The 25,114-nt window shown below is 63.6% G+C and carries 21 protein-coding genes; 17 read left to right on the forward strand and 4 right to left on the reverse strand.

Features of this window, described 5'->3' with window-relative positions; genetic code table 11:
• The first annotated feature begins 447 nt into the window (after positions 1-447).
• The 14 genes from asd (at position 448) to tsf (ending at position 18,123) form a co-directional block, all read left to right on the forward strand.
• Positions 448-1,530, forward strand: a complete 1,083-nt coding sequence (gene asd, locus Q0K09_RS05530) for an aspartate-semialdehyde dehydrogenase (protein ID WP_294473930.1) — start codon at positions 448-450, stop codon at positions 1,528-1,530.
• 60 nt (positions 1,531-1,590) lie between these two features.
• Entirely contained in the window at positions 1,591-2,481 is an 891-nt protein-coding gene (gene dapA, locus Q0K09_RS05535; protein ID WP_294473933.1) for a 4-hydroxy-tetrahydrodipicolinate synthase, read from the forward strand.
• A gap of 342 nt (positions 2,482-2,823) precedes the next feature.
• On the forward strand, positions 2,824-3,087 hold the full coding sequence (locus Q0K09_RS05540) for a hypothetical protein (RefSeq protein ID WP_294473936.1): 264 nt from the start codon (positions 2,824-2,826) through the stop codon (positions 3,085-3,087).
• Positions 3,088-3,112: 25 nt separating this feature from the next.
• Positions 3,113-6,463: a PD-(D/E)XK nuclease family protein gene (locus Q0K09_RS05545; RefSeq protein ID WP_294473943.1), complete on the forward strand. Its 3,351-nt coding sequence runs from the start codon at positions 3,113-3,115 to the stop codon at positions 6,461-6,463.
• 39 nt (positions 6,464-6,502) lie between these two features.
• The gene (gene addA, locus Q0K09_RS05550) at positions 6,503-10,102 is read left to right on the forward strand and encodes a helicase-exonuclease AddAB subunit AddA (protein WP_294473946.1); all 3,600 of its coding nucleotides are present in this window, start codon (positions 6,503-6,505) and stop codon (positions 10,100-10,102) included.
• Positions 10,103-10,200: 98 nt separating this feature from the next.
• A complete protein-coding gene (rpmE, locus tag Q0K09_RS05555) occupies positions 10,201-10,407 on the forward strand; it encodes a 50S ribosomal protein L31 (RefSeq protein WP_130849915.1) in 207 nt (68 codons plus the stop codon).
• Positions 10,408-10,501: 94 nt separating this feature from the next.
• Entirely contained in the window at positions 10,502-11,008 is a 507-nt protein-coding gene (locus Q0K09_RS05560; protein WP_294473956.1) for a flavin reductase family protein, read from the forward strand.
• Between the two features lie 36 nt (positions 11,009-11,044).
• On the forward strand, positions 11,045-12,322 hold the full coding sequence (gene hflX / locus Q0K09_RS05565; protein WP_294473958.1) for a GTPase HflX: 1,278 nt from the start codon (positions 11,045-11,047) through the stop codon (positions 12,320-12,322).
• 426 nt (positions 12,323-12,748) lie between these two features.
• Positions 12,749-13,600 (forward strand): sigma-E processing peptidase SpoIIGA, encoded by an 852-nt coding sequence (locus tag Q0K09_RS05570; protein ID WP_294473961.1) that lies wholly within the window; start codon positions 12,749-12,751, stop codon positions 13,598-13,600.
• A gap of 35 nt (positions 13,601-13,635) precedes the next feature.
• Entirely contained in the window at positions 13,636-14,358 is a 723-nt protein-coding gene (gene sigE / locus Q0K09_RS05575) for an RNA polymerase sporulation sigma factor SigE (RefSeq protein WP_294473965.1), read from the forward strand.
• A gap of 210 nt (positions 14,359-14,568) precedes the next feature.
• Entirely contained in the window at positions 14,569-15,339 is a 771-nt protein-coding gene (gene sigG, locus Q0K09_RS05580) for an RNA polymerase sporulation sigma factor SigG (protein WP_294473968.1), read from the forward strand.
• Between the two features lie 550 nt (positions 15,340-15,889).
• A complete protein-coding gene (locus Q0K09_RS05585; protein ID WP_294473971.1) occupies positions 15,890-16,162 on the forward strand; it encodes a YlmC/YmxH family sporulation protein in 273 nt (90 codons plus the stop codon).
• Between the two features lie 218 nt (positions 16,163-16,380).
• Positions 16,381-17,115, forward strand: a complete 735-nt coding sequence (gene rpsB, locus Q0K09_RS05590) for a 30S ribosomal protein S2 (protein ID WP_294473974.1) — start codon at positions 16,381-16,383, stop codon at positions 17,113-17,115.
• A gap of 93 nt (positions 17,116-17,208) precedes the next feature.
• Positions 17,209-18,123 carry a translation elongation factor Ts gene (gene tsf, locus Q0K09_RS05595; protein ID WP_294473976.1) on the forward strand — a complete coding sequence of 305 codons (915 nt, stop codon included), beginning with the start codon at positions 17,209-17,211 and terminating at the stop codon, positions 18,121-18,123.
• Between the two features lie 361 nt (positions 18,124-18,484).
• Here tsf and Q0K09_RS05600 read toward each other — a convergent pair whose 3' ends face one another.
• From Q0K09_RS05600 to pheS, 3 genes are all read right to left on the reverse strand, one after another.
• Positions 18,485-18,733, reverse strand: a complete 249-nt coding sequence (locus Q0K09_RS05600; protein WP_294473979.1) for an IreB family regulatory phosphoprotein — start codon at positions 18,731-18,733, stop codon at positions 18,485-18,487.
• Between the two features lie 130 nt (positions 18,734-18,863).
• The gene (gene pheT, locus Q0K09_RS05605) at positions 18,864-21,566 is read right to left on the reverse strand and encodes a phenylalanine--tRNA ligase subunit beta (protein WP_294473981.1); all 2,703 of its coding nucleotides are present in this window, start codon (positions 21,564-21,566) and stop codon (positions 18,864-18,866) included.
• 18 nt (positions 21,567-21,584) lie between these two features.
• Entirely contained in the window at positions 21,585-22,610 is a 1,026-nt protein-coding gene (gene pheS, locus Q0K09_RS05610; RefSeq protein WP_294473983.1) for a phenylalanine--tRNA ligase subunit alpha, read from the reverse strand.
• Between the two features lie 431 nt (positions 22,611-23,041).
• On the opposite strand from pheS, the gene Q0K09_RS05615 reads away from it, so the two are divergent.
• From Q0K09_RS05615 to Q0K09_RS05625, 3 genes are all read left to right on the forward strand, one after another.
• Positions 23,042-23,725 (forward strand): hypothetical protein, encoded by a 684-nt coding sequence (locus Q0K09_RS05615; RefSeq protein ID WP_294473987.1) that lies wholly within the window; start codon positions 23,042-23,044, stop codon positions 23,723-23,725.
• A gap of 121 nt (positions 23,726-23,846) precedes the next feature.
• Positions 23,847-24,164 (forward strand): hypothetical protein, encoded by a 318-nt coding sequence (locus tag Q0K09_RS05620; RefSeq protein WP_294473988.1) that lies wholly within the window; start codon positions 23,847-23,849, stop codon positions 24,162-24,164.
• A 1-nt stretch (position 24,165) separates the two neighbouring features.
• Positions 24,166-24,360 carry a helix-turn-helix transcriptional regulator gene (locus tag Q0K09_RS05625; RefSeq protein ID WP_294473989.1) on the forward strand — a complete coding sequence of 65 codons (195 nt, stop codon included), beginning with the start codon at positions 24,166-24,168 and terminating at the stop codon, positions 24,358-24,360.
• Between the two features lie 302 nt (positions 24,361-24,662).
• On the opposite strand, the gene Q0K09_RS05630 is transcribed toward Q0K09_RS05625, so the two are convergent.
• On the reverse strand, positions 24,663-25,114 hold a 452-nt coding region (locus Q0K09_RS05630; RefSeq protein ID WP_294473991.1), incomplete at its 5' end, for a hypothetical protein.

A 25,114-nucleotide genomic window follows, 5' to 3' on the forward strand; every position in this document is an offset into this window, starting at 1 on the left:
CTGCGAAAAAATTGCTTGCCAGCGGCCCAAAATCCCTCGCTGCCGGACACATCGCCAATTTTCAAACAAGCCCTAGGGCTTGTTTGAAACATGTCAACATGCCCAACCGGCGGGTCTTTTGTCCCCTGGACGGCGCAATTTTTCCTTGAAATCCGCCAGGATTCCTGCGAAAAAATTGCCTGCCAGCGGCCCAAAATCCCTCGCTGCTGGACACATCGCCAATTTTCAAACAAGCCCTAGCACAAATACACCGGCGCATTTCAGCCGCCGCTCCGGCGGGCGGGCCGTTGACAGGTTCCATTATAGTACAAAAGCCGACAGGTTTGCAACTGCCGTTTTCCGCGCCGGACCGGAGACACCCGCCCTGAAAAAGCGCGGCGGACGTGCAAGAGGACGGGCCGGCCCGGATAAAATGGATTGTGCCATGTGTGTCTGGAGGTCTGCAAAATGGAAAAGTATCGGGTGGGCGTCATCGGCGGCACCGGGATGGTGGGCCAGCGCTTTGTCACCTTGCTGGAGGGGCACCCCTGGTTCGAGCTCAAGGTCATCGCGGCCAGCCCCCGTTCGGCGGGAAAGACCTATGAGGAGGCGGTGGGGGAGCGCTGGGCCATGGAGGTCCCCATCCCCCATCAGGCCAGGGGCCTGGTGGTCCGGGATGCCCAGGCCGACGCGGCCCGCATCGCGGAAGAGGTGGATTTTGTCTTCTCCGCCGTGGACATGAAGAGGGCAGAGATTCTGGCCCTGGAGGAGCGCTATGCCCGGCTGGAGTGCCCGGTGGTCTCCAACAACTCCGCCCACCGCTGGACCCCCGACGTGCCCATGGTGGTGCCCGAAGTGAACCCTGAGCACCTCCGGGTCATCGAGGCCCAGCGGAAGCGGCTGGGGGTGCGGCGGGGCTTGATCGCCGTCAAGTCCAACTGCTCCATCCAGAGCTATGTCCCCGCCCTGCATCCCCTGCGCGCCTTCGGTCTGGAGAGGGTGCTGGCCTGCACCTACCAGGCCATCTCCGGCGCGGGGAAGACCTTCGAGACCTGGCCCGAGATGGTGGACAACGTAATTCCCTATATCGGCGGCGAGGAGGAGAAGTCCGAGCAGGAGCCCCTGAAGGTCTGGGGCCGGGTGGAAAACGGCGTCATCGTCAAGGCCCAGGCGCCGGATATCACCGCGCAGTGCATCCGGGTGCCGGTAATCAACGGCCACACCGCCGCCGTCTTTGTGACGTTTCGGGAAAAGCCCTCCATGGAGGAGATGAAGGCCCTTTGGGCCTCCTACCGGGGCCGGCCCCAGGAGCTGGGGCTCCCCACCGCCCCGGAACACTTCCTCCACTACTTTGAGGAGCCGGATCGTCCCCAGACCCGGCTGGACCGGGACCTTGGGGGCGGCATGACCGTCTCCATCGGCCGGCTCCGTCCCGACACCCAGTACGACTATAAATTTGTGTGCCTGTCCCACAACACCCTCCGGGGCGCCGCCGGCGGCGCGGTGGAGCTGGCCGAGCTGCTGTGCGCCGAGGGTTACATCTCCCGGTGACGGAGCAAGGGAGTATGGGATGCTTCCCCTTCAAATTTATGCTATGAGGAGGTCTGATTTATGAGAGAACCAGTCTTCACCGGTGCGTGTCCCGCCATCGTCACCCCCTTCGACGCCACGGGGGCCGTCAACTACGACCGCTTCGCCCAGCTCATTGACGAGCAGATTGCCGGCGGCGTGGACGCCGTCTGCGTCCTGGGCACCACCGGCGAGTGCGCCACCCTGAGCCTGCGGGAGCATATCTCCGCCGTCAACTTCTGCGTCAAGCACGTCAACCACCGGGTGAAGGTCATCGCCGGCGCCGGCAGCAACGACACCTCCGCCGCCGTTTACCTCTCCCAGCACGCCCAGGACTCCGGGGCCGACGCCCTCCTCCATGTGACCCCCTATTACAACAAGTGCTCCCAGGAAGGCCTGATCCGCCACTACGAGTACATCGCCGACCGCACCGACCTGCCCATCATCCTCTACAATGTCCCCTCCCGCACCGGGGTCTCCTTCACCGCCGAGACTTACCGGGTTCTGTCCCAGAACCCCAAGATCAACGGCGTCAAGGAGGCCAGCGGCAACTTCTCCCTGGTGGCCCACACCCGCTATCTCTGCGGGGAGGACTTCTACATCTGGTCCGGCAACGACGACCAGGTGGTGCCCATGATGGCCCTGGGGGCCAAGGGTGTCATCTCGGTGGTGGCCAATGTGGCCCCCAAACTCATGGTGGATATCTCTCACCTCTGCCTGGAGGGGAAGTTCCAGGAGGCCTTCCAGCTCCAGCTCCAGCACACCGAGCTGATGGACGCCCTCTTCCTGGAGGTCAACCCCATCCCGGTGAAGGCGGCCCTGAATCTCATGGGCCGGGATGTGGGGGGGCTGCGCCTCCCCCTGTGCGACATCTCGCCGGCCAACCTGGGGATTCTGCGGGGCGCTATGGAGCGTTCCGGTCTGCTGGGGTAATAAAGAGAGCTTCCATGGATGAAAAAAGCGTCTGGCGCCGCCGCCGGGCGCTTTTTCTCTCCTCAGGCTGAGATTTCCGGCGGTCGCGTGAAAAACCGCTGGCATCCCATGTGCCGGAAGGGGTGGCAAACACGGTTGTGTTCCGCGCCGGAGGGTGCTATACTAATACCTGCTGAATCAGCCGCAAAAATTGGCCCAAAACCCTTGGCTTTCCGGGCCTGCGGCCTGGTTCCATACGCATGATGCCAGGACCTGTTTATGTCCTGGGAAAAGTCTGTGGGGAGCCCGCGCCAGGTCTGCCGGCGGGTGTGGCTTTCTGACAGGCGGAAGGGAGCGGGCTTCATGGACAGACTGACCCGGAAAAACGCTGCCGGGGTGTGGGAGCTGGACCCGGAGCGGCTGCCGGAGGCGGCAGAGCGGCTGGCTCGGTATGAGGACTTTGTGGAGGCGCTTCCCCGGGAGCTGGGGCAGATCAGCGCGGAGCTGGAGGCCCTGCGGGGGGCCGGGAAGGAAAAGACGGTCCAATTCCGGGAGCGGATGGCCAGGAAGCTGACGGACCGGAGCCTCCTGCTGCGGCTGGAGGAGGCCGGGCTGACCGGACGGTGAGCCCGGCCGGAAGGGAGGGAGAGCGATGTTAAGACTGCTGCTGGGGCGGGCCGGGACGGGAAAGTCCACCGCCATTCTCAGGCGGATCGCCGCCTCCGGCGGGGGGCGGCGACAGCTCCTGATTGTGCCGGAGCAGGCGTCCCACGAGACGGAACGCCGCCTGTGTGCGGTGGGGGGGAATCAGGTCTCCCTGTATGCCGAGGTCCTGTCCTTCACCCGGCTGGGCAGCCGGGTGCTGGCCCAGGCCGGGGGCCTGGCCGCCCCCACCCTGGACCCCGGGGGGCGGCTGCTGCTGATGTACGCCGCGCTGAAGTCGGTGTCCAACGCCCTGACCGTCTACGCCCGGCCCTCCCGAAAGCCGGCCTTCCTCTCCGGGCTGCTGGCCACTCTGGACGAGTGCAAGCAGTACTGCGTGGCCCCCGGAGACCTGGCCCGGGCCGGAACAGAGACCGGCGGCCAGGAGGGGGACAAGCTCAAGGACCTGGGGCTCATCTTCGGCGCCTATGACGCCCTCACCGCCCGGGTGGCCGCCGACCCTAGGGACCGGCTCACCCGCCTGGCCCAGGGACTGGCGGACTGCGGCTATGCCAGGGGCATCTGTGTCTATGTAGATGGCTTTACAGACTTTACCCCCCAGCAGCTTCTGGTGCTGCGGCAGCTCCTGCTCCAGGCGGAGGAGGTCACGGTGGCCCTCACCTGCGACCGGCTGGACCAGATGGAGGGGGAGGGAGGTATCTTCCGCCCGGCCCAGCGGACGGCGGCCCGGCTGCTGCGCTTGGCCCGGGAGGCAGGCTGTCCATCAGAGGTGGAATACCGGCTGGATCACAAGGGATGGAAAGGAAAACCCCTTGTCCATTTAGAGGGCAATCTCTTTGCGGACCTGCCGGAGATCTATGACCAGCCCGCTCCGGAGGTGGCCCTGTTCACGGCGGTGAGCCCCCGTTCCGAGCTGGAGTGGACGGCGTCGGAGATTCTGCGGCTGGTCCGGGAGGAGGGCCTGCGCTTCCGGGACATCGCCGTGACGGCCCGGGGCTTTGACCGCTACAGCGCCCTGGCTGAGGAGGTCTTCGGGCGCTACGGCATCCCCGTCTTCCTGGACGCCATGACTGACATTCTCCAAAAGCCGGTCTTCGCGGTGGTCACCGGGGCTCTGGACGTGGTGGCGGGGGAGTACCGCTATGAGGACGTCTTCCGCTACCTCAAGACGGGGCTGGCGGGCCTTGCCCCGGAGGAGTGTGACCTGCTGGAGAACTATGTCCTGAAATGGGACCTGAAGGGGAGCCGCTGGACCTCCAAAAAGGACTGGACCATGCACCCCAAGGGCTACGGCGTTCCCCTGACAGAGGAGGACCGGGCGCGGCTGGAGGTCCTCAACGAGCTCCGCCGCAGAGTGACCGCCCCTCTGGAGCGGCTGCGGCGGAATCAGGACCGGACGGGAAGGGGTCAGGCGATATCCCTTTACAGCTATTTAGAGGAGATTGCCCTGCCCCAGCGCCTGCTGGAGCGGGCCCAGCGGCTCCGGGACCGGGGGGAGCTCCAGGGGGCTGCGGAGTATGAACAGCTCTGGGGCCTCCTGTGCGGGGGGCTGGAGCAGTGCGCTCAGCTTTTGGGCGAGACCACCATGGAGCTGGAGGAGTTCGCCCAGCTCCTCAAATTGGTCCTCTCCCAGTATGAGGTGGGGGCCATCCCTGTCTCTCTGGACCGGGTGAACGCCGGAGAGGCCGCCCGGCTGGGCAGCCGGAGCATCCGGGCCCTCTTCTTCCTGGGGGCCGACGACGGCTCCATCCCCCAGACTGCCCCGGCCCCGGGCCTCCTCACCGATGACGACCGCAGCCTCCTCTCTTCCTTTGGCCTGGAGCTCTCCCCGCCCCTCTCGGACAAGCTGAACCGGGAGCTGACCATTCTGTACGAGGCCTGTACCCGGCCCACGGAGCGGCTGACAGTGAGCTGGGCCGCTCAGACCGCCCAGGGGGAGGAGCTCCGTCCCTCTCTGCTGGTGACCCGCCTGCGGCTCCTCTTCCCCCAAAACCCGCCCCTGCGGGAGCAGACCCTGGGAGGGGAGTTCCGGCTCTCCGCGCCGGGCCCTGCCCTGGAGCAGGCGGGCCGGCTTCCCCTCGTCCGGGCCGTCCTGGTGCGGCTCCCGGACTGGGCCCCCCAGGTGAAGCGGCTGGAGCGGTGCGCCCAATGGGAGCGGGGCCGCCTGTCCCGGGCGGGGGCGGCCGCCCTCTACGGCCGCCGGGTGTCCATGTCGGCCTCCCGGATGGACAAGTACAAGTCCTGCCACTTCGCCTACTTCATGCAGTTTGGCCTCAAGGCGAAGGCCAGGCGGGCCGCCGGCTTCCAGGCCCCGGAGTACGGCACCTTCGTCCACTATGTCCTGGAGCACATCCTCCGGGACACGAGCTGGCGGGTGGAGGACGGGCAGGGGGGCTGGACCTGGGACCCGAAGAAGGTCAAGGCCCGCATCCGGGCCATCATGGACCGCTACATCTCCCAGGAGCTGGGGGGATTGGAGAACAAGACGCCCCGCTTCCTCTACCTCTTTCACCGCCTCCTGCGCCCGGTGGCCCAGGTGGTGGAGAATGTGCTGGAGGAGCTCTCTGTCTCCAGCTTCCAGCCCATCGCTCTGGAGTTGGGCTTTGGAACGGGGAAGGACCTGCCGCCGGTGGAGCTGACCGTGGACGGGGTGACGGTGAGCCTCTCCGGCTTTGTGGACCGGCTGGACGGCTGGGTGCACAACGGGCGGCTCTACCTCCGGGTCACAGACTACAAAACCGGGCGGAAGTCCTTTGACCTGACAGAAATTTGGAACGGCCTGGGCCTTCAGATGCTCCTCTATCTCTTCGCTTTAGAGGAGAAGGGAGAAATACTTTACAACTATACCGTGACGCCGGCCGGCGTCCTCTACCTTCCCGCCCGGGCGGCGGTGGTCCAGGGGAGCCGGAGCATGGACGAGGAGGAGCGGAAAAAGCGGCTGGACGCCGAGCTGCGGCGGCACGGCCTGCTGCTGGACGACCCGGAGGTCCTGGAGGCCATGGAGCACCCGGAGGCGGGCGGCCCCCGCTTCCTGCCGGTGCGGGTCTCCGCCCGGACCGGGGCCATCACCGGGGAGGCCCTGGTCTCAGCCGAGCGCCTGGGCAAGCTGAAGCGGCACACCCAGAATATCCTCCGGGAGATCGGCCGGGAGCTGGCCGCCGGGGTCATCGACGCCGACCCCTTCTGGCGGAGCCCGGAGAAAAACGCCTGCCGCTACTGTGACTACGCCGCCGCCTGCCATTTTGAGGAGGGCCGGGGCTCCGACCGGCGGCGGTATCTGCCCAACCTCACCGGGGAGGCGTTTTGGGCGTCCGTGGAGGGGGAGGAGGACCCGGCCTGACCCCACTGGGGGAGAATCCATGAATGGGAGGCGCTTTCCATGCCGTTTCCTTTGACAGACGAACAGCGAACTGCGGTCTCCGACCGGGGCGGCGGGCTCCTGGTCTCCGCGGCGGCGGGGTCCGGCAAGACCCGGGTGCTGGTGGAGCGCCTTCTGGACCGGGTGGAGGAGGAGGGGCTGGACATCGACCGTTTTCTGGTCATCACCTACACCAAGGCCGCCGCCGCCGAGCTCCGGGGCCGGGTGGCGGAGGAGCTGGCGGTCCGCCTCTCCCAGCGGCCGTCCGACCGCCGGCTGCGGCGGCAGACCGCCCTGGTCTACAAGACGCAGATCTCCACCATCCACGCATTCTGCGCCCAGCTTCTGCGGGAGTACGGACATTTGCTGGACCTGGAGGCGGACTTCCGCCTCTGTGACGAGAGTGAGGCCAGGGTCCTGAAGCTCCAGGCCATGGACCAGGTGCTGGAGGGACGGTATGAAGGGGTGGAGTCGGAGAGCGACTTTGCCCAGCTCCTGGACACCATGTCCGCCGGCCGGGATGACAGCCGGCTGGTGGAGATCGCCCTGGACATCCACAGCCGGGTCCAGAGCCACCCGGACCCCGGGGCCTGGCTGGCGCGGCAGGAGCGGGCCTTTGCCCTGGAGGGGGTTTCCGACGCCGGAGCGACCCCCTGGGGGGCCGTTCTGCTGGAGGGCGTCCGCAAGCAGGCGGCCTACTGGCAGAGCCGCATGGCCCATGCCCTGGAGCTGTGCGCCGGGGACGAGGCCCTCTCCCGGGGCTACGCCCCCAGCCTCTCGGATACTCTGGAGAGCCTGTCCCGGCTCCTGGAGGCGCTGGACCGGGGCTGGGACGCGGCGGCGGACCAGGCGGCGATCTCCTTTCCCCGGCTGGGGTCGGTGCGGAACTGTGAGGACCCGGAGGCCCAGGCTCAGGTCAAGGCCCTGCGGGAGAAGTGCAAAAAACGCATGGCCAGGGTGGAGGAGCTCCTGTCCGACCCCAGTGAGCGCCTGCTGGAGGATATGCGCTCGGTCTTCCCGGCAGTCCGGGGGCTCTTCGCCCTGATCCGGGACTTCGACCAAGCCTACGCCGGCTTGAAGCGGCAGAGGGGCTGCCTGGACTTCTCCGACCTGGAGCATATGGCCGTGGGATTGCTGCGGGACGGCGAGGGGGCGCCCACCGAGCTGGCGGAGATGGTGTCGGCCCGGTTTGCCGAGGTGATGGTGGACGAGTATCAGGACACCAACGAGGTCCAGAACGCCATCTTCCAGGCCGTGTCCCAGCAGGGGCGCAAGCTCTTCATGGTGGGGGATGTGAAGCAGTCCATCTACCGCTTCCGGTTGGCCGACCCGACCATTTTTCTGGAAAAATACCGCACCTTCCGGCCCGCCGGCCGGGCGGCGGAGGGGGAGCCCCGGCGGGTGCTGCTCACCCGGAACTTCCGCTCCCGGCCCCAGGTGCTGGAGGGGGTCAACTACCTCTTTCGGAGCCTGATGTCCCGGGAATTCGGGGAGATGGACTATGGAGCCGACGAGGCCCTCTACCCCGGCGCCTCCTTCCCGGAGGGGGAGGATTACGCCGTGGAGCTGGACGTCCTGGACCTCTCCCAGGACGGCGACGGCGAGGAGGCGGAGGAAAAGGCCCCCCGGGATCTGCTGGAGGCCCGGTTTGCCGCCCGGCGGGTCCGGGCGCTGCTGGACGGCGGCTTCCAGGTCACCGACCGGGACGGGGGCCTGCGGCGGGTGGGCCCCGGGGATATCGTGATCCTCCTCCGCTCCCCCAGCACGGTGCTCCACCACTACGCCAGAGCCCTGGGGGAGCTGGATATCCCCTGGGAGGCCGAGGGCAGCGGGGACTTTCTGGGCGCCACTGAGGTCTCGGTGGCCCTCTCCTGCCTCCAGATCATCGACAACCCCCGGCAGGACGTGCCCCTGATTGCCGTCCTCCGGTCTCCTCTGTGGGGATTCTCCGCCGACCGGCTGGCCCAGCTGCGGGCCGGGGCCCCGGACGCGGAGCTCTATGACGCCCTGCGCCAGGACCAGGGGGCGGATGCCGCCGCCTTCCTGGCGGAGCTGGACCTGCTGCGGGACCGGGCCCGGGACATGAGCTGCCACCAGCTCCTGTGGGACCTTTACGACCGGAGCAATTTTTTGGGAATCTTCGGTGCGCTGGGGGACGGGGAGACACGGCGGGAGAACCTGCTGGCCCTGGCCGAGTGTGCCCGGCAGTTTGAGGCGGCGGGGCACAAGGGGCTCTTCGGCTTTCTCTCCTATCTGGGCCGGGTGCGGGAGACCGGAGGCCGCCTGTCCTCCGTTCAGCCGGCGGGGGAGGGGGGTGGCGTCCGCATCCTGAGCATTCACAAGTCCAAGGGGCTGGAGTTCCCGGTGGTTCTGCTCTGCGGCCTGGCCCGGCGGCTCAACCGGGAGGACATGCAGCGGCCCATGCTCTTCCACCCCCGGCTTGGGGTGGGCCCCAAGGGGCTGGACATGGAGCGAATGGTGGAGTTTCCCACCCTGGCCCGGCGGGCTGTGGCAGGGGAGCTGGAGCGGGAGATGATGGCTGAGGAGCTGCGGCTCCTCTATGTGGCCATGACCCGGGCCCGGGAAAAGCTGGTGCTGGTGTGTGCGCTGTCCTCTGGGGCCAGGGAGCTCCAGCGCCTGGCGGGGGATGCCGGCTGTCCGGTGGAGCCACAGGTCCTGCTGGCCACCCAGTCGGCGGCGCAGTGGGTGCTGCTTGCGGCCATGGCCCGGCCGGACGCCGGCGTTCTCCGCCGGGCGGCGGACGCCTATGTGGAGATTACGGCAGAGGACTGCGGCCCTACCTGGGACATCCGCTGGGTCCCCGGCGGGGACCTGAGGGAGGCCCCCCGCAGGCCGGAGGCGGTGTCCGGCGAAGCGCCGGAGGCCAGCCCGGATCCGGCGGCCTGGGGGGGGTCCCCGCGTTACGCCCATCTGGCGGCCAGGCTGTTCTGGCGCTACGCCCATCTGGGGGATGTGGAAATTCCCTCCAAGCTGACCGCTACGCAGCTCAAGGGGCGGGAGCTGGACCGGGAGGCGGCGGAGGCCGCCCCGGCGCCCCCCAGGCCCCTGCGGTTTGAGCGGCCCCGGTTCGCCGCCGCGGCCCTGGGCCTCACCCCCGCCCAGAGGGGCACCGCCCTCCATCTGGTGATGCAGTTTCTGGACTTCGACCGGGCGGAGACCCGGGAGGGGGCGGCGGCTGAGATCCGCCGGCTGGTGGAGCGGCAGCTCATCACCCCGGAGCAGGGGGAGGCCGCCGACCCGGCGCGGGTCGCCGCCTTCTTTGCCGCTCCTCTGGGACAGGAGCTGCTGCGCTCCGGCTCGGTCCACAGGGAGTTCAAGTTCTCCATTCTGGTCCCCGCCGGGGACTACTACCCCCAGGCCGGGGCGGGGGAGGAGGTCCTCCTTCAGGGCGTGGTGGACTGCTGGTTCGAGACCCTGGAGGGCATCACGGTGCTGGACTTTAAGACCGACTGGGTGACGGACCGGACCCTCCGGGCCCGGGCGGAGGAATACCGCCCCCAGCTTACGGCCTACAGCCGGGCCCTGGAGGAGATCACCGGGAAACGGGTCCGCCGGAGGGTGCTGTGGTTCTTCTCCCTGGATCGACCGGTGGAATTATGAAAAACTAAGGAAAAAAGACTTGCATTCCGGAAAAGGATGTGCTATTATACTAGTTGCATTTATGCGCATATCCCCCAGGAGAAAGAGGTGAACCAGCAATGAAGGAAGGCATTCATCCCAATTATCAGCAGACCACCATCAAGTGCGCCTGCGGCAATGTGATCGAGACCGGCTCGACCAAGAAGGACATCCGCGTGGAAGTATGCTCCAAGTGTCACCCCTTTTTCACCGGCAAGCAAAAGATGGTGGATACGGGCGGACGCGTGAGCCGCTTCAACAAGAAGTTCGGTTTGGACAAGAAGTAAGATTGGGATTTTTTCGGGCCCGCGCTGGTTTTGGCGCGGGTCCTTTGCATATACTGCGTCTGAGCCATTTGCACAACGACAGGAGGATTCCGCCATGCTGAAGCAATGGAAAACAAAAGACCTGGACAAGAATGTGTTCTCCCTGATCGGGGACCAATGGATGCTCCTCACCGCCGGGACGCCGGAGCGGTGCAACACCATGACCGCCAGCTGGGGCGGACTGGGGGTGCTGTGGGGGGCCAATGTGGCTGCCTGTTATATCCGCCCCCAGCGCTACACCTACGAGTTTGTGGAGAGAAGCGGGTTCTTTACCCTGTCCTTTTTCGGGGAGGAATACCGCAAGGCCCTGACCCTATGCGGCTCCAAAAGCGGCCGGGACATCGACAAGATAAAGGAATGCGGCTTGACGGTGTCCGCCAGCGCGGGGAACGCCCCCTATTTCCAGGAGGCGGAGCTGGTGCTGGTGTGCCGGAAGCTCTACTGGCAGGATATCGACCCCGCCCACTTCCTGGACCCGGACCTGGACGGCAGGTGGTACCCGGAAAAGGACTACCACCGCATGTATATCGGGGAGATTGTGGAGACCCTTCAGAACCAATAGGAGAGAGGAGCGGGGGAACGCTCCCGGGGAGAAGCTATGACAGAACGATTTACCGAAGAAAACATCAACCGGGCGGTCCTGGTGGGCCTAAACGCCGGGGTCCTGCGCCGGGAGGAGAACGCCGACGAGGCATCCCTGGAGGAGCTTGCTGCCCTTTTGGAGACTGCGGGCGGCGTCTGTGTGGGGACGGTCCTCCAGAACAAGGACGCCCCGGACCCCAGGACCTTTATCGGAGAGGGCAAGGTGGCGGAGGTCAAGGAGCTGGTCCAGGCCCTGGGAGCCGATATGGTACTCTTTGACAACCCTCTCTCGCCCTCCCAGCAGCGGGTCCTGGCTGACGAGCTTGGGGTGGCGGTGCTGGACCGCTCCGCCCTGATCCTGGACATCTTCGCCCAGAGGGCCCGGACCAAGGAGGGCCGCCTCCAGGTGGAGCTGGCCCAGTACAAGTACCTGCTGCCCCGGCTCACCGGCATGTGGGGCCATCTGGTGCGTCAGACCGCCTCCGGAGGCAAGTCGCCCATCGGCACCCGGGGTCCCGGTGAAACCCAGCTGGAGACTGACCGGCGGCACATCCGACGCAAAATCGCCAAGCTGGAGGAAGATTTGAAGGAGGTCCGCCGGGTTCGGGCGGTCCAGCGGGAGCGGCGGGTCAAGAACGAGGTTCCGGTGGCGGCCATTGTGGGCTACACCAACGCGGGGAAATCCACCCTGCTCAACGCCCTCACCGGGGCGGGCATTCCGGCCAACAACCGCCTCTTTGACACCCTGGACACCACCACCCGAACCCTGGAGCTCTCCGACACCTGCACCGCTCTGCTCTCCGACACGGTGGGCTTCATCTCCAAACTGCCCCACCATCTGGTGGAGGCCTTCAAGGCCACCCTGGAGGAGCTTGCTTTCGCCGATCTGCTCCTCCATGTTATTGACGCCTCCAACCCGGAGTGGCGGGAGCAGGCCGCTGTGGTGGAGGCCCTGATCCAGGAGCTGGGGGCGGCCGAGACCCCCCGCATCGACGTCTTTAACAAGTGCGACCTCTGCGCCGGGGAAATTTTGCCCCACGGCGAGGATATCGCGGCCATCTCCGCCCAGACCGGGGAGGGGCTGGAGGAGCTGAGGTCCAAAATGGCCGCCCGGCTGGACAGCGGCGCCCGGAAGGTGACGCTGTGCCTGCCCTACGACCAGGGCGGGCTGCTGGACACCCTCTACCGGGAGGCCAAGGTGGAGGCCGTGGACTACGGAGAGGCCATCCAGGTGACGGCGGTCTGCCCCCCCAAGCTCCTGGGGCAGATGCAGGCCTACCTCCAGGAGGCGTGAGACAAGTTCACAAGAAAGAACGGATCCGGACCATCCCCAGGGAATGGTCCGGATCCACTTTTCCTCAGGGGCTCAGAGGAGGGCAAGGCGTACGCCAGGAGCCTGGTGTGGACGCTCCTCCTGGGGCAGTTCCTGGGGGCAGTCCTGGCAGTGGTTGGGACCTGGCCGTCCTGCTGGGGGAGATATTCTTTTTGGAGGAAGCGCATACGGCGGAGTAGGGGAGAGAAGGCCCCCTCCGGCGTCCGTATCCCACAGACTGCCGGAGGGGGCCTTTTTCACGCACCTGCCGGTGGGAGGGCTTATCCTGAGACGGGCCCCCCGGTTTGACCTTTTTTGTGTGGGCAGGCTCGTATAATAGGGAGCATCCCATCCCACGGAGCGCGGCCCGTCCGCCCGGTCCCAGGGGAGAGAAGGGGGGCGGCGGACGTGACCGTTATCTACATAGATTCCCTGTTTCTGCTCAATCTCATCGTGGACTATCTCCTGCTCCTGGCCGCCGCCAAGCTGGCGGGGGAGCCCCTGCGCCGGCTCCGGCTGGGCCTGGGGGCGGTCCTGGGGGCCCTGTACGCGGCGGCGGTCTGCCTGCCTGGGCTGGGCTTTCTGGCGCATCCCCTCTGTAAGCTGGGGGCGGCGGTGTTCATGGTCCTGTTGGGCTTCGGCGGAAGCCGCCGGCTGCTCCGGGTCCTGCTGGTCTTCTTCGGAATCTCCTGTGCCTTCGGCGGGGGCATCTTCGCCATCGGCCTGCTGGGGGGGCGGGGCCTCTCCCTGAAAAACGGCATTTTGTACTCGGCTATGGACCTGCGGATTCTGCTGCTGTCAGCCGCCCTGTGCTATGTGGGCTTTACCCTGCTCTTTCACAGAGTGGCCCGGCACACTGCCCGGGAGCTGACTCCGGCGGTGCTCACTCTGGGGGAGAAGCGGGTGGCCCTCACTGCCCTGGTGGATACAGGGAACACCCTCACCGACCCGGCCACCGGCCGGCCTGTGATGGTGGCGGAGGGGGAAAAGCTCTCCCCGCTGCTGCCCGAGCCACTGGGGCCGGAGGCCCTGCGGGACCCGGTGGGCTCCCTGGAGCGGCTCTCCCAGGCCGGGGAGGGGCGGCGGTTCCGGCTGCTGCCCTATCAGGCGGTGGGGGTGGAGTGCGGCCTGCTGCTGGCCCTGCGGCTGGACCGGGCTCAGGTGGGGGCGGAGGACTACGGCGGGATTCTGGTGGCCCTCTCGCCCACCCGGCTGTCAGACGGGGGCGGCTACAGCGCCCTGGTGGGGGTGATGGAATGAGCCCCGGAATCCAGAGGAAAGGGACGGTTCAGGGAATGAATGGATGGAAATTGCGGCTGTATGTCCTGCTACAGCAGGGCCTGGCCCGGCTGGGGCTGAAGCTGCCGGGAAAGATCATGTACATCGGGGGCAGCGACACCCTGCCCGCTCCCCTGGCCCGGGAGGAGGAGGCCGCCCTCATCACCCGGCTGGAGCAGGGGGAGGAGGCGGCCAAATCCCAGCTCATCGAACACAACCTGCGCCTGGTGGTCTATATCGCCCGGCGGTTTGAGAACACCGGGGTCAACATCGAGGATCTGATCTCCATCGGCACCATTGGACTTATCAAGTCGGTGAGCACCTACAAGCCCGCCAAGAACATCAAGCTGGCCACCTACGCCTCCCGGTGCATTGAAAACGAGATTCTGATGCACCTGCGAAAAATCGCCAACCAGAAGACGGAGGTCTCCTTTGACGAGCCCCTGAACACCGACTGGGACGGCAACGAGCTTCTGCTCTCCGACATCCTGGGCACCGACAACGACCTGGTGATGAAGCCCATCGAGGACGATGTGGACCGCCAGCTCCTCCTCAGCGCCCTGGAGAAGCTCTCAGAGCGGGAGCGGCGCATCATCACTCTGCGCTTCGGCCTGGACGGCCGGCCGGAGAAGACACAGAAGGAGGTGGCCGACCTGCTGGGCATCTCCCAGTCCTACATCTCCCGGCTGGAAAAGCGCATCATCTCCCGGCTGAAAAAGGAGATTCTGCGGATGCTGTAGGGCTCAAAGCAGCTCCAGCGCCCGCCGGACCCGCTGGGGAAGCTTGCCGGACGGCGTTCCGCCGCAAAGCGTTTGTCATCCTTGATCCTGTGTCCTTCAAAGTCCATCGAAAACCGTCCCACGATAAAAAATATAGGCCGCCCCCAGCAGGTATGCTCTCTTTCACCGGGGAAATACTGATAGAAAGGAAGCAGCGGGGAGGTCAGGAAGTTGCAGGGCAAGGTCGAGATTTGCGGCGTCAACACCGCCAAGCTGAAGGTGCTGAAGAATGAGGAGACCATCGAGCTGTTGAAGCGGACCAAGCAGGGAGACATGGAGGCCCGGGAAGAGCTGATCGCAGGCAACCTGCGCCTGGTGCTGTCGGTCATCCAGCGGTTTGCCAACCGGGGGGAGAATCTGGACGACCTCTTCCAGGTGGGGTGCATCGGCCTTATCAAGGCCATCGACAACTTCAATGTGGACCTGGACGTGCGCTTTTCCACCTACGGCGTACCCATGATTATCGGAGAGATCCGGCGCTATCTCCGGGACAACAGCGCCCTGCGGGTCTCCCGGTCCATGCGGGACACCGCCTACAAGGTGCTTCAGGCCAAGGAAAAGTTTATGGCCGAGCACCAGCGGGAGCCCAGTGTGGAGGAGATCGCCAAACTGCTGGACGTCAAGCGGGAGGACGTGGTCTTCGCCCTGGACGCCATTGTGGACCCGGTGAGCCTCTATGAGCCGGTGTACGACCACGGCGGGGACACCATCTGCGTTATGGACCAGGTGAAGGACGCCAAGAACACCGACGAGAGCTGGCTGGAGCAGATTGCCCTCAAGGAGGCCATCGCCCGCCTGTCAGAGCGGGAGCGGCACATTCTGAATCTGCGCTTTTTCGAGGGCAAGACCCAGATGGAGGTCTCCGCCGAGGTGGGCATCTCCCAGGCCCAGGTCTCTCGGCTGGAGAAAAACGCCATCAGCCAGATCAAAAAGAGCATGTGACCCGGCCGCCCTAGGGCGGCCGTACATATCGGTGGGCCTCATAGGACAAGCAGAGGGATACATATAAATACGATGATGCAGAAAGGCGCACGGTTTGTAAAGAGTATGGAGAACGGAGCGCTTGCCCCGCTGTCCTAGGGCTTGTTTGAAAATTGGCGATGTGTCCGGCAGCGAGGGATTTTGGGCGGCTGGCAAGCAATTTTTTCGCAGGAATCCTGGCGGATTTCAAGGAAAAATTGCGCCGTCCAGGGGACAAAAGACCCGCCGGTTGGGCATGTTGACATGTTTCAAACAAGACCTAGTACTCCACCAAGCCAGAAACTTGCATTTGCCTTTCGGCGGAATTTCCGTATCCCTTCGTTATCGTCCTTGGTGGCGTCAGCCCACCAGCGTCCTCTGCCTTGTTCTGCAAAAATTCCGCTCGAAATCCAATCTGTAATTTCTAACTTGGTGAAGTACTAGACCGATGGGATCTTGGGTATCTCGAAGCCTGCTGATACCTGAAGGTAGAAACGTTTCATCTTAATCATGATGCAAGGAGGATGCGAGGATGGAAAGCCGTGTCACAGAGCTGCGGGACAAGGAGATCATCAACATCAGCGACGGCTGCCGGTTTGGATATGTGGGGGATGTGGAGGTGGACCTGGAGACAGGGCAGGTTAAGGCCCTGGTGGTGCCGGGACGACTGCGGCTCTTCGGACTTTTGGGCAGGGAAGAGGACAAGGTATTTCCCTGGGAATCGGTGCGCCGGTTTGGAGAGGACATCATCCTGGTGGAGGCTGCGGAGGCCCAGCGGCGGGGCCTGCGGGCCGGGGCCCGGTAGAGAAGGGCGTCCGCCAGGGGGTCTGGGAGGAAAATCCCGAAAAACAGGAAAAAAGTGTTGCAAACCAGGGCGAGCTGTGCTAAAATACTCTAGCTGTGCAAAAAGCGCAGTATTACACACACCATCGGGACGGAGGGCCCGGTGCTCCTCGGGAAGAGGGGTGGGTCGGCTCCGAATGAACGGGGTGGAGGTAATAACAATTAAAGGAGGAATTTCCCATGGCAGTCGTATCTATGAAGCAGCTCCTGGAGGCGGGCGTCCACTTCGGTCACCAGACCCGGCGGTGGAACCCCAAGATGGCCACCTATATCTACACCGAGCGCAACGGCATCTATATCATCGACCTCCAGAAGACCGTGAAGAAGCTGGAGGACGCCTACAACTTTGTCCGCGACCTGGCCCAGAGCGGTCAGACACTGCTCTTTGTGGGCACCAAGAAGCAGGCCCAGGAGGCCATCAAGGAAGAGGCTGCCCGCTGCGGCGGCTACTACGTCAACGCCCGCTGGCTGGGCGGGATGCTCACCAACTTCAAAACCATGCGGGGCCGGGTGGACCGTCTCAACCAGCTCAAGAAGATGCAGGAGGACGGCACCTTCGACATGCTCCCCAAGAAGGAAGTCATCAAGCACCTGGGCGAGATTGCCAAGCTTGAGAAGTACCTGGGCGGCGTCACCGAGATGAAGAAGCTCCCCGGAGCCCTCTTCGTGGTGGACCCCCGGAAGGAGCGCAACGCCATCAACGAGGCCCGGAAGCTCCACATCCCCATCGTGGCCATCGTGGACACCAACTGCGACCCCGATGAGATCGACTATGTGATCCCTGGCAACGACGACGCCATCCGCGCCATCCGTCTCATCTCCTCCATCATGGCCAACGCCATCCAGGAGGGCAGACAGGGCGAGGACAACGTGGACGAGGAGGCCGCCAAGGCCGGTGAGACCGCAGAGGCCTGATTCCGCTCTTTGAGGGCATCTTGCGCCCGCCGGCGCACGGCGGGCGCTTTTTCACGATACAAGATCAATCAACATTCATGGAGGTAAGATACGATGGCTTTCACCGCAAAAGATGTGCAGGCCCTGCGCGAGATGACCGGCGTGGGCATGATGGACTGCAAGAAGGCGCTCACTGAGGCCGACGGCGACATGGACAAGGCCGTGGAGATCCTGCGGGAAAAGGGGCTGGCCGCCTCTCAGAAGAAGGCCGGTCGCATTGCTGCCGAGGGCATGGCTTATGCCGCCGTCATCGACGGCGTGGGCGTGGTGGTCGAGGTCAACGCCGAGACCGACTTTGTGGGCAAGAACGAGAAGTTTGTGGACTTTGTCAAGGGCGTGGCCGCCGTGGTGGCGAAGGAGAAGCCCGCGAATCTGGACGCCCTGATGGCCGTCTCTTTCGGCAACGGCCGCACCGTCCAGGAGGAGCAGCAGGAGATGGTCCTGGTTATCGGCGAGAACATCAAGGTTCGCCGTTTCGCATTCTTCACCGAGGGCGTCTCCGTCCCCTACGTCCACGCCGGCGGCAAGATCGGTGTGCTGGTGAACCTGGAGACCAACCTCACCCCTGAGCAGGTCAATGAGGTAGGTAAGGATGTGGCCATGCAGATCGCGGCCCTAAATCCCCGCTTCTGGGACAAGTCCCAGGTCACCGAGGACGTGCTGGCCGAAGAGAAGAAGATCATGATGGTCCAGATGGAGAACGACCCCAAGATGGCCTCCAAGCCCGAGCAGGTCCGGGAGAAGATCGTCATGGGCAAGCTCAACAAGTTCTACGCTGAGAACTGCCTGCTCCAGCAGGAGTTCGTGAAGGACAACAGCATGAGCGTGGAGCAGTATATCGCCTCCGCCGCCAAATCCCTGGGCGGAACCATCACCTTCAAGGACGCCGTCCGCTTCGAGAAGGGCGAGGGCATCGAGAAGAAGCAGGAGAACTTTGCCGAGGAGATCGCCAAGCAGCTGGCGAAGTAACGTCCCTCTCCGCCCCTCATAAAATAGGCACAATGTCCAGGAAACATGACATGCAAGAGTCCAAGGTAATTCGGTTGCCTTGGGCTCTTTTTTCCTTTTATGGGCAGGTGTTTTCTCCAGTATAACCGATACTCCAGGATTCGACAAGGTTTTCCCGGCAAATAGCCGGAACCGGCGATATGGCGGCAGGATGTCAGGCGTTCCATAGGTACCAGGGAAAAAAGAGGCCGGGGATCTGGTCAGAGATCCCCGGCTGGTTGTTTGAATTGTGGCTTCGGATAGGCTCCCATGGCAGAGATATGCACCCAGGCGCCCTCTTCATGGGCAGTTCTTGCGCTCCGCTGCGAAGGCTGGATGGCGTTCAGCCTGCCAAGTATTTTTTTACCAGCTCCTGAAGGAGCTCGTCCCGGTCCAGCTTCCGAATCAGGGAGCGGGCGTTGTTATAGTTGGTGATATAGGTGGGGTCTTCCGAGAGGATGTAGCCGACAATCTGATTGATGGGGTTGTAGCCCTTCTCCTGAAGGGAATTGTAAACGGAGGTCAGAATGGCCTTGATCTCCTCGCCCCGGTCCTCGTTGAGGTTAAACTTGCGTGTAAAATCAATCTCCATGTCGGAAACACCTCCCGATTACATGATGGGAACATGGCTGGACTCCCCTTGTGGGCATGTTCCTATTGTACTCGAAATGTCCCCGAGTGTAAAGGGGGAGCGGCACAAATTTTATGAAGATTTCAAGCGCTCAGCGCAGGACGGCGCCCAGCTCTTGCTCCAGCAGGGAGAGAATGGAAGCCACGTCGGCGTCGGCCTCCTCGCTGGTGAGACTGCGGTCGTCGGCCCGGAGCACCAGATTGAAGGCCACCGACTTTTTCCCCTCGGGAATGCCCTTGCCCCGGTAGATGTCGAAGAGGGTGACCTCCTTCAGCAGGCCCTGGGCCCCCCGGCGGATGCCCTCCTTCAGGGCGCCCACGGTGACGGCCTCGTCGCAGACCACGGCGATGTCCCGGGTGACGGCGGGGAACTTGGGCAGAGGCACATACTCCGGGTCGGGCCCCTTGGCCAGGGCCAGTTCGTCAAAGCTGAGCTCGGCGCAGTAGAGCTCGGCGTCCACGCCGTAGTTCCGGGCCACCAGGGGATGGATCTGGCCAAACATGCCGATGCAGTTGCTGCCGCTCCAGACGGTGGCGCAGCGGCCGGGGTGGTAGGAGGCGTCGGAGGGAGCCCCGGCGGGTCCCTCAAAGCGGACGTCTTTGGCCCGAATGTCCCGCAGAATGGCCTCCACTGCCCCCTTCATGGTGAAGAAGTCCATATCCTCCCCGTAGGCCCCCAGGGTGAGGACCTTGGCCTCATTGGCCAGGCCATCCTCGCCGCCGGGCAGGTAGATGCGGCCCAGCTCGTAGAGGCGGACGGTCTTGTTGCGGTAGTTGTAGTTCCGGGCCAGAATCTCCAGCATGGAGGGGAGGGTAGTGGTCCGCATGATAGAGGTGTCCTCCCCCAGGGGGTTGAGAATCTGGAAGCTCTTCCGGGCGTGGTAGCCCGCCGGCCAGAGGATCTTGTCGTAGCAGGTAGGGGAGATAAAGGAGTAGGTGATGATCTCGTCATAGCCGCAGGCCCGGCATACGGCCCCCAGGGAGCGCTCCAGCTCCTGAGCGGGGGAGTAGCCTCCCTGGGTGGTCTGGCCCCGCATGAGGGTGGCGGGAATGTTGTTGTATCCGTAGAACCGGGCCACCTCTTCGGCCAGGTCGGCCATGCGGAGCACATCGCCCCGCCAGGAGGGGACGGTGACCTGGTCCCCCTCCACGCCGAAGTCCAGGGAGCGGAGGATGCGCACCATTTCCGCCTCTGGAATCCCGGTGCCCAGGAGGGTGTTGATCTTCTCCGGCTCAAGCTTGAGGACGGTGGGCTGGGGGACATAGTTGAGGATGTCGATGACCCCGTCCACCACCTCGCCGGCCCCCAGAAGCTCCACCAGCTCGCAGGCCCGGTTGACGGCGGGGAGGGTGTTCAGGGGATCCAGACCCTTTTCATACTTGGCGCTGGCCTCGGTCCGCATCCCCAGGGCCAGGGCGGTCTTGCGAATGGTGGTGCCGTCAAAGTTGGCCGACTCGAAGACCACATCCACGGTGTCGGAAACGATCTCGCTGTTTAGGCCGCCCATGATGCCGGCCAGACCCACCGCCCGGTGCTCGTCGGCGATGACCAGCATGTTGGCGGTGAGCTTGCGGACATTGCCGTCCAGAGTGGTGAGCTCCTCGCCCTCCTCCGCCCGGCGGACAATGATGTGACCGCCCTTCACATAGCGGTAGTCAAAGGCGTGCATGGGCTGGCCATACTCCAGCATCACATAGTTGGTGATGTCCACGATGTTGTTGATGGGCCGCACCCCCATGGCCCGCAGCCGCTCCCGCATCCACTTGGGGGAGGGGGCGATCTTCACGTTGCGGACCATCCGGGCGGTGTACCGGGGACACAGGTCGGCGGCGGGGGTCTCCACATCCAGCAGGTCGGTGAGGACGCCGGGACCGCCGCCCTTGACCTCCGGGGTGTGGAGATTCAGGGGCTGGCCAAAGGTGGCGGAGGCCTCCCGGGCCAGACCGATAACCGAGAGGCAGTCGGGGCGGTTGGGGGTGATCTCGAACTCCACCACATGGTCGTCGGCCCCGATGACCGGCTTGATGTCGTCGCCGGGCTTCACACCCTCCTCCTGGAGAACAAAAATACCGTCGGGAATGCAGTGGGGGAACTCCGCCTGCTGGGCATGGAGGTCCTCCAGCGTGCAGTAACGGTCGGTCTTGGTGTTGTAGGCCACCAGGTCCCCCACATGGAGGTTGGAACAGGGGGTATCGGGGCAGACGGTGCCATCCGGGCCGATATCCGCGCAGGTGTGGAAGGCGCCGTCGCCCAGAGGCATGACCTCCAGCATTTTCGCACACACCACCGGACCGGAGACCTTGTCCCCGGCCTGGATGCCGGCGGGAATGGAGGGCTTTTCCGGGTCCAGGGGCTTGTAGTCGTTCAAGAGGGCGGCGGGGGTGATGACGGCGTAGGGGAAGTCCCGCTCGTCCAGGTTCAGCTCTTTGAGGGAGCAGAGCATTCCGTTGGAGAGTTCCCCCCGGAGCTTGCCCTTTTCGATCTTTTTGCCCCCGGGGAGGGAGGACTTGTGCAGGGCCACAGGGACCAGGTCCCCCGTGTGGATGTTCCAGGCCCCGGTGACGATCTGGACGGGCTCGTCCCGGCCCACATCCAACTGGCAGATCCACATATGGTCGGAATTGGGGTGGCGCTCCATGGAGAGAATCCTTCCCACCACCACGTTGGAAATCTCGGCCCCCAGGTCGTGGGTGAGCTCCACCTTGGAGCCGGAGAGGGTCATGGCCCCGGCAAATGCTTTGTCATTGGCGTCCACAGAGACGAACTCCCGGAGCCACTTTCTGCTTAAATTCATGGTTGTATGACTCCTTTCTCAGAACTGCTCCAGGAAGCGCACATCGTTTTCAAAGATCAGCCGCAGGTCGGCGATCTTGAACCGGCGCATAGCGGTGCGCTCCAGGCCGATACCGAAGGCCCAGCCGGACCAGACCTCCGGGTCGATGCCGGACATCTCCAGCACTCGGGGGTGAATCATGCCAGCTCCCAGCAGCTCAATCCAGCCCTCTCCCTTGCAGGTGGGGCAGCCCACGCCGCCGCACTTGTGGCACTGGACATCCATCTCGCAGGAGGGCTCGGTGAAAGGGAAGTGGTGGGGGCGGAAGCGGGTTTTGGTGCCCTTGCCATAGAGACGCTCCACCACGGTGTTCAAAGTGCCCTTTAGATCGGCCATGGTGACCCCCTTGTCGATGACCATGCCCTCCACCTGGTGGAACATGGGGGAGTGGGTGGCGTCCACCTCGTCCTTGCGGTAGACCCGGCCGGGGGCGATGATGCGGATGGGCAGCTCCATGGTCTCCATGGCCCGTACCTGCATGGGGGAGGTCTGGGAGCGGAGCATCACCCGGCTGTCGGTGTCGAAATAGAAGGTATCCGACCAGTCCCGGGAGGGGTGGCCCTCGTCGGCGTTGAGCTTGTCGAAGTTGTACTCGGCCAGCTCGATCTCCGGGCCGTCCAGGACGGTAAAGCCCATGCCGATGAAGATGTCCTTAATCTCATCCAGTGCCAGATACATGGGGTGCTTGTGGCCCAGCTTCACCGGCTTGCCGGGGATGGTGACGTCCACCGCCTCGGCCTTGAGGCGCTCCTCCAGGGCCTGAGCCTCCAGGCGCTTGCCCTGTTCCTCCAGGGCGTGCTCCAGGGCGGCGCGGACCTCATTGGCCAGCTGGCCCATGGCGGGACGCTCCTCCGGGGAGAGCCTGCCCATGCTCTTTAATACGGCGGTGAGCTCCCCCTTTTTGCCCAGGTATTTCACCCGGAGGGCGTCCAGGTCCTGGGCGGACCCGGCTCCGGCGAAGGCCGCCAGGGCCTCCGTGCGGATGTTCGCTAACTGCTCTTTCATAATCAGACTCCTTTGTTGGATGAAAATGAATCGGAAAAGGGGAGAGACCTTGGGCAGCAAAAAAGCCCTCCGCCCCCTGCTTGGGACGAAAGGCAAGCCCTTCCGCGGTACCACCCACGCTTCGCGGTCTCCCGCGCACTCAGGCCGTCGTAACGGGCGGCTGCCGTCCGTGTCTCCACGGCCGCTCCCGGGCGAACCAAGCGCGGCGCATGCAGTCTGGCTTTCAGCCGGCGGCCAGACCTCTCTGAGCGGCGTGGAGGCGCTATTTTCCCGTTCTCAGCGTTTCCGAAATTATAATGCAAAATTCCTCCGTTGTCAATCCCGCGCTCGGACATTTTGCCTTGCCGTCATATGTTTTTTGTGGTAGCATGGGTGAAATTTCCCCCTGCTGCCTGCGGGGGGACGACCTGAGATATAAGGAGTATGGCAGTATGAGACAAGTTTCTTTCGCCCTGCGGACCCTGCTTCCCGCCCTCTCTCTGACACTTTTCTGTGCCTGCGGGGCGGGGGAGGGGAGTGGGGCGTTTACCCCAACGCCCTCTCCGGCCCCCTCCCCTCAGACATCCGGCTATGCCTCTGTGCTTCTGGAGGGAGCGCCCTTCTTCGACATGGACAGCCAGGAGGAGACCACCCTGGCGTCCCTGCTGGAGACATACTCCGCAGGCTGGGCTCAGGTGGAGGTGAGCCAATTCGCTGTGGTGGACCTGGACGGCGGCGGTCCAGAGGTCCTCCTCTGGCTGGCGGCGGGAAGTGATCCGGCCTACGGCTTTGAGGTGCTGCGGGAGACAGAGGCCCAGGTCCTGGGTTACAGCTTTACCTACCGAAATTTCGGGGCGATCAAGACTGACGGGAGCTTTTTCGTCTCCGGCGGGGCCGATGACTACGGGGTGGGCGTCCTCCGTTTCGAGGGGGACACCTGGAGCATTCAGCGCATTGCCTCCTGCGAGCGCACCGTTGGGGAGGAAGGGGAGGAGGTCCTGTCCTACTTTGTGGACGGGGCCTCTGCTGGTGAGGATGCGTACCAGGCGGCCTATGAGGCCCAAAAGGCGAAGGAGGATGTCCTCTGGCGGCCCTTCACCCCGGAGGAGGTGGAGGCTGCCCTGGCGGAAATATGACCAGAGACAGACAGAAAAGTGTAAAAAACTCTTGACAGTTTTTCCGAGCGGGTGTATCTTTAGAGTGTCAAAAGATTTTGACAATATTGTGCCCCATCCGGGCGGGAAAGGACGGAGCGTTATGAACGAAATCTGGAGCACACTGACCCTGGGCCTGGCGCTGCTGATTCTGCTGGCCTTTGTGGTCCTGGACATCGCTTTGCTGGTCTCTCTTGGGCGGCAGGGGGATGAGCGGCGGCGCATGATTGTAGGGCGGGCCAGCACCAACAGCTTTGCGGCTATGGCGGTCTACTTTGTCGTCTGCATCATTGAGGACCTCTACCGGGGGATGGCCCTGGGCCTGCCAGCAGAGAGACATCCTCCCCAAGTCACCCTGGCGGTTATGGCCCTGTGCTACTTTGTCAATCTGCTGTATTTCCGGCGGAAGTATGGTGCCTGACATGGAGAACGTCATCCGGGCCCTGCGGAAGGAGCGGGGCATCTCCCAGGAGGAGCTGGCCAAGCGGTGCGGGGTCACCCGCCAGACTGTCAACGCCATTGAGAACAACAAGTATGACCCCACTCTTGTCCTGGCCTTCCGTCTGGCCCGGGAGCTGGGGACCACTGTAGACCAGCTCTTTCGGCCAGGGGAATAAGCCGTTTTGACCGCCGCGCTGGGTGCGCACTCCCTTTTCAAGGAAAGTAGTGATTTCGAGGGAAATTGAAAATTTCCGTCAAATTATATAAAACTCCCAATTCGATAATGTGTTTCCGGTGTATATTTCATCCAAGCCAGTGAATAATTATTGGAAAATTTTAGCTTGGTACTTGGGTGTTGTTCTGTGGGGTGTGCATCTACCGGCAACACGAAAATGATCACTCTAATTTGAATAGGTTAAAACCCCTCTATCTGCTCTAGTGAACAGGTGGAGGGGTTTGTCAAAATTTTGTTGTTTTCTTACTTCAGAACAGCATCAAAGTTAGTGCAATCCTGTATCTGGTCGTTATTTACAGGGATAGTAAATAGCCACCCTGCCATTGCAGAGTCGCATTCTTCGGGGTTATAAGTGTATTTGACATAGACAGAGAGAGTGCCGTTCTCTTTCGAAACAGAATCTACCCCAAATCGAGGAGTGCAACTACCCGCCTCCACATAGACCAAAAGCAAGGTGTTTTCAATAAAGAAATCCTCCGTATAATCAGCAGTCACTTCCTCAAAAGAGGGTACTTCGTCCCAAGTTCCATCCATAGTAAAGGTGCCTGAAAATGTTGTTTTGAACTCGTTTAGTTCTTCTAATGTGTCGCACTTGTAGACGGGAATATGTCGAGCCGAACTAGGGCTTGTTTGAAAATTGGCGATGTGTCCAGCAGCGAGGGATTTTGGGCCGCTGGCAAGCAATTTTTTCGCAG

Source organism: uncultured Intestinimonas sp. (assembly GCF_944387725.1).
GTDB lineage: Bacteria > Bacillota > Clostridia > Oscillospirales > Oscillospiraceae > Intestinimonas.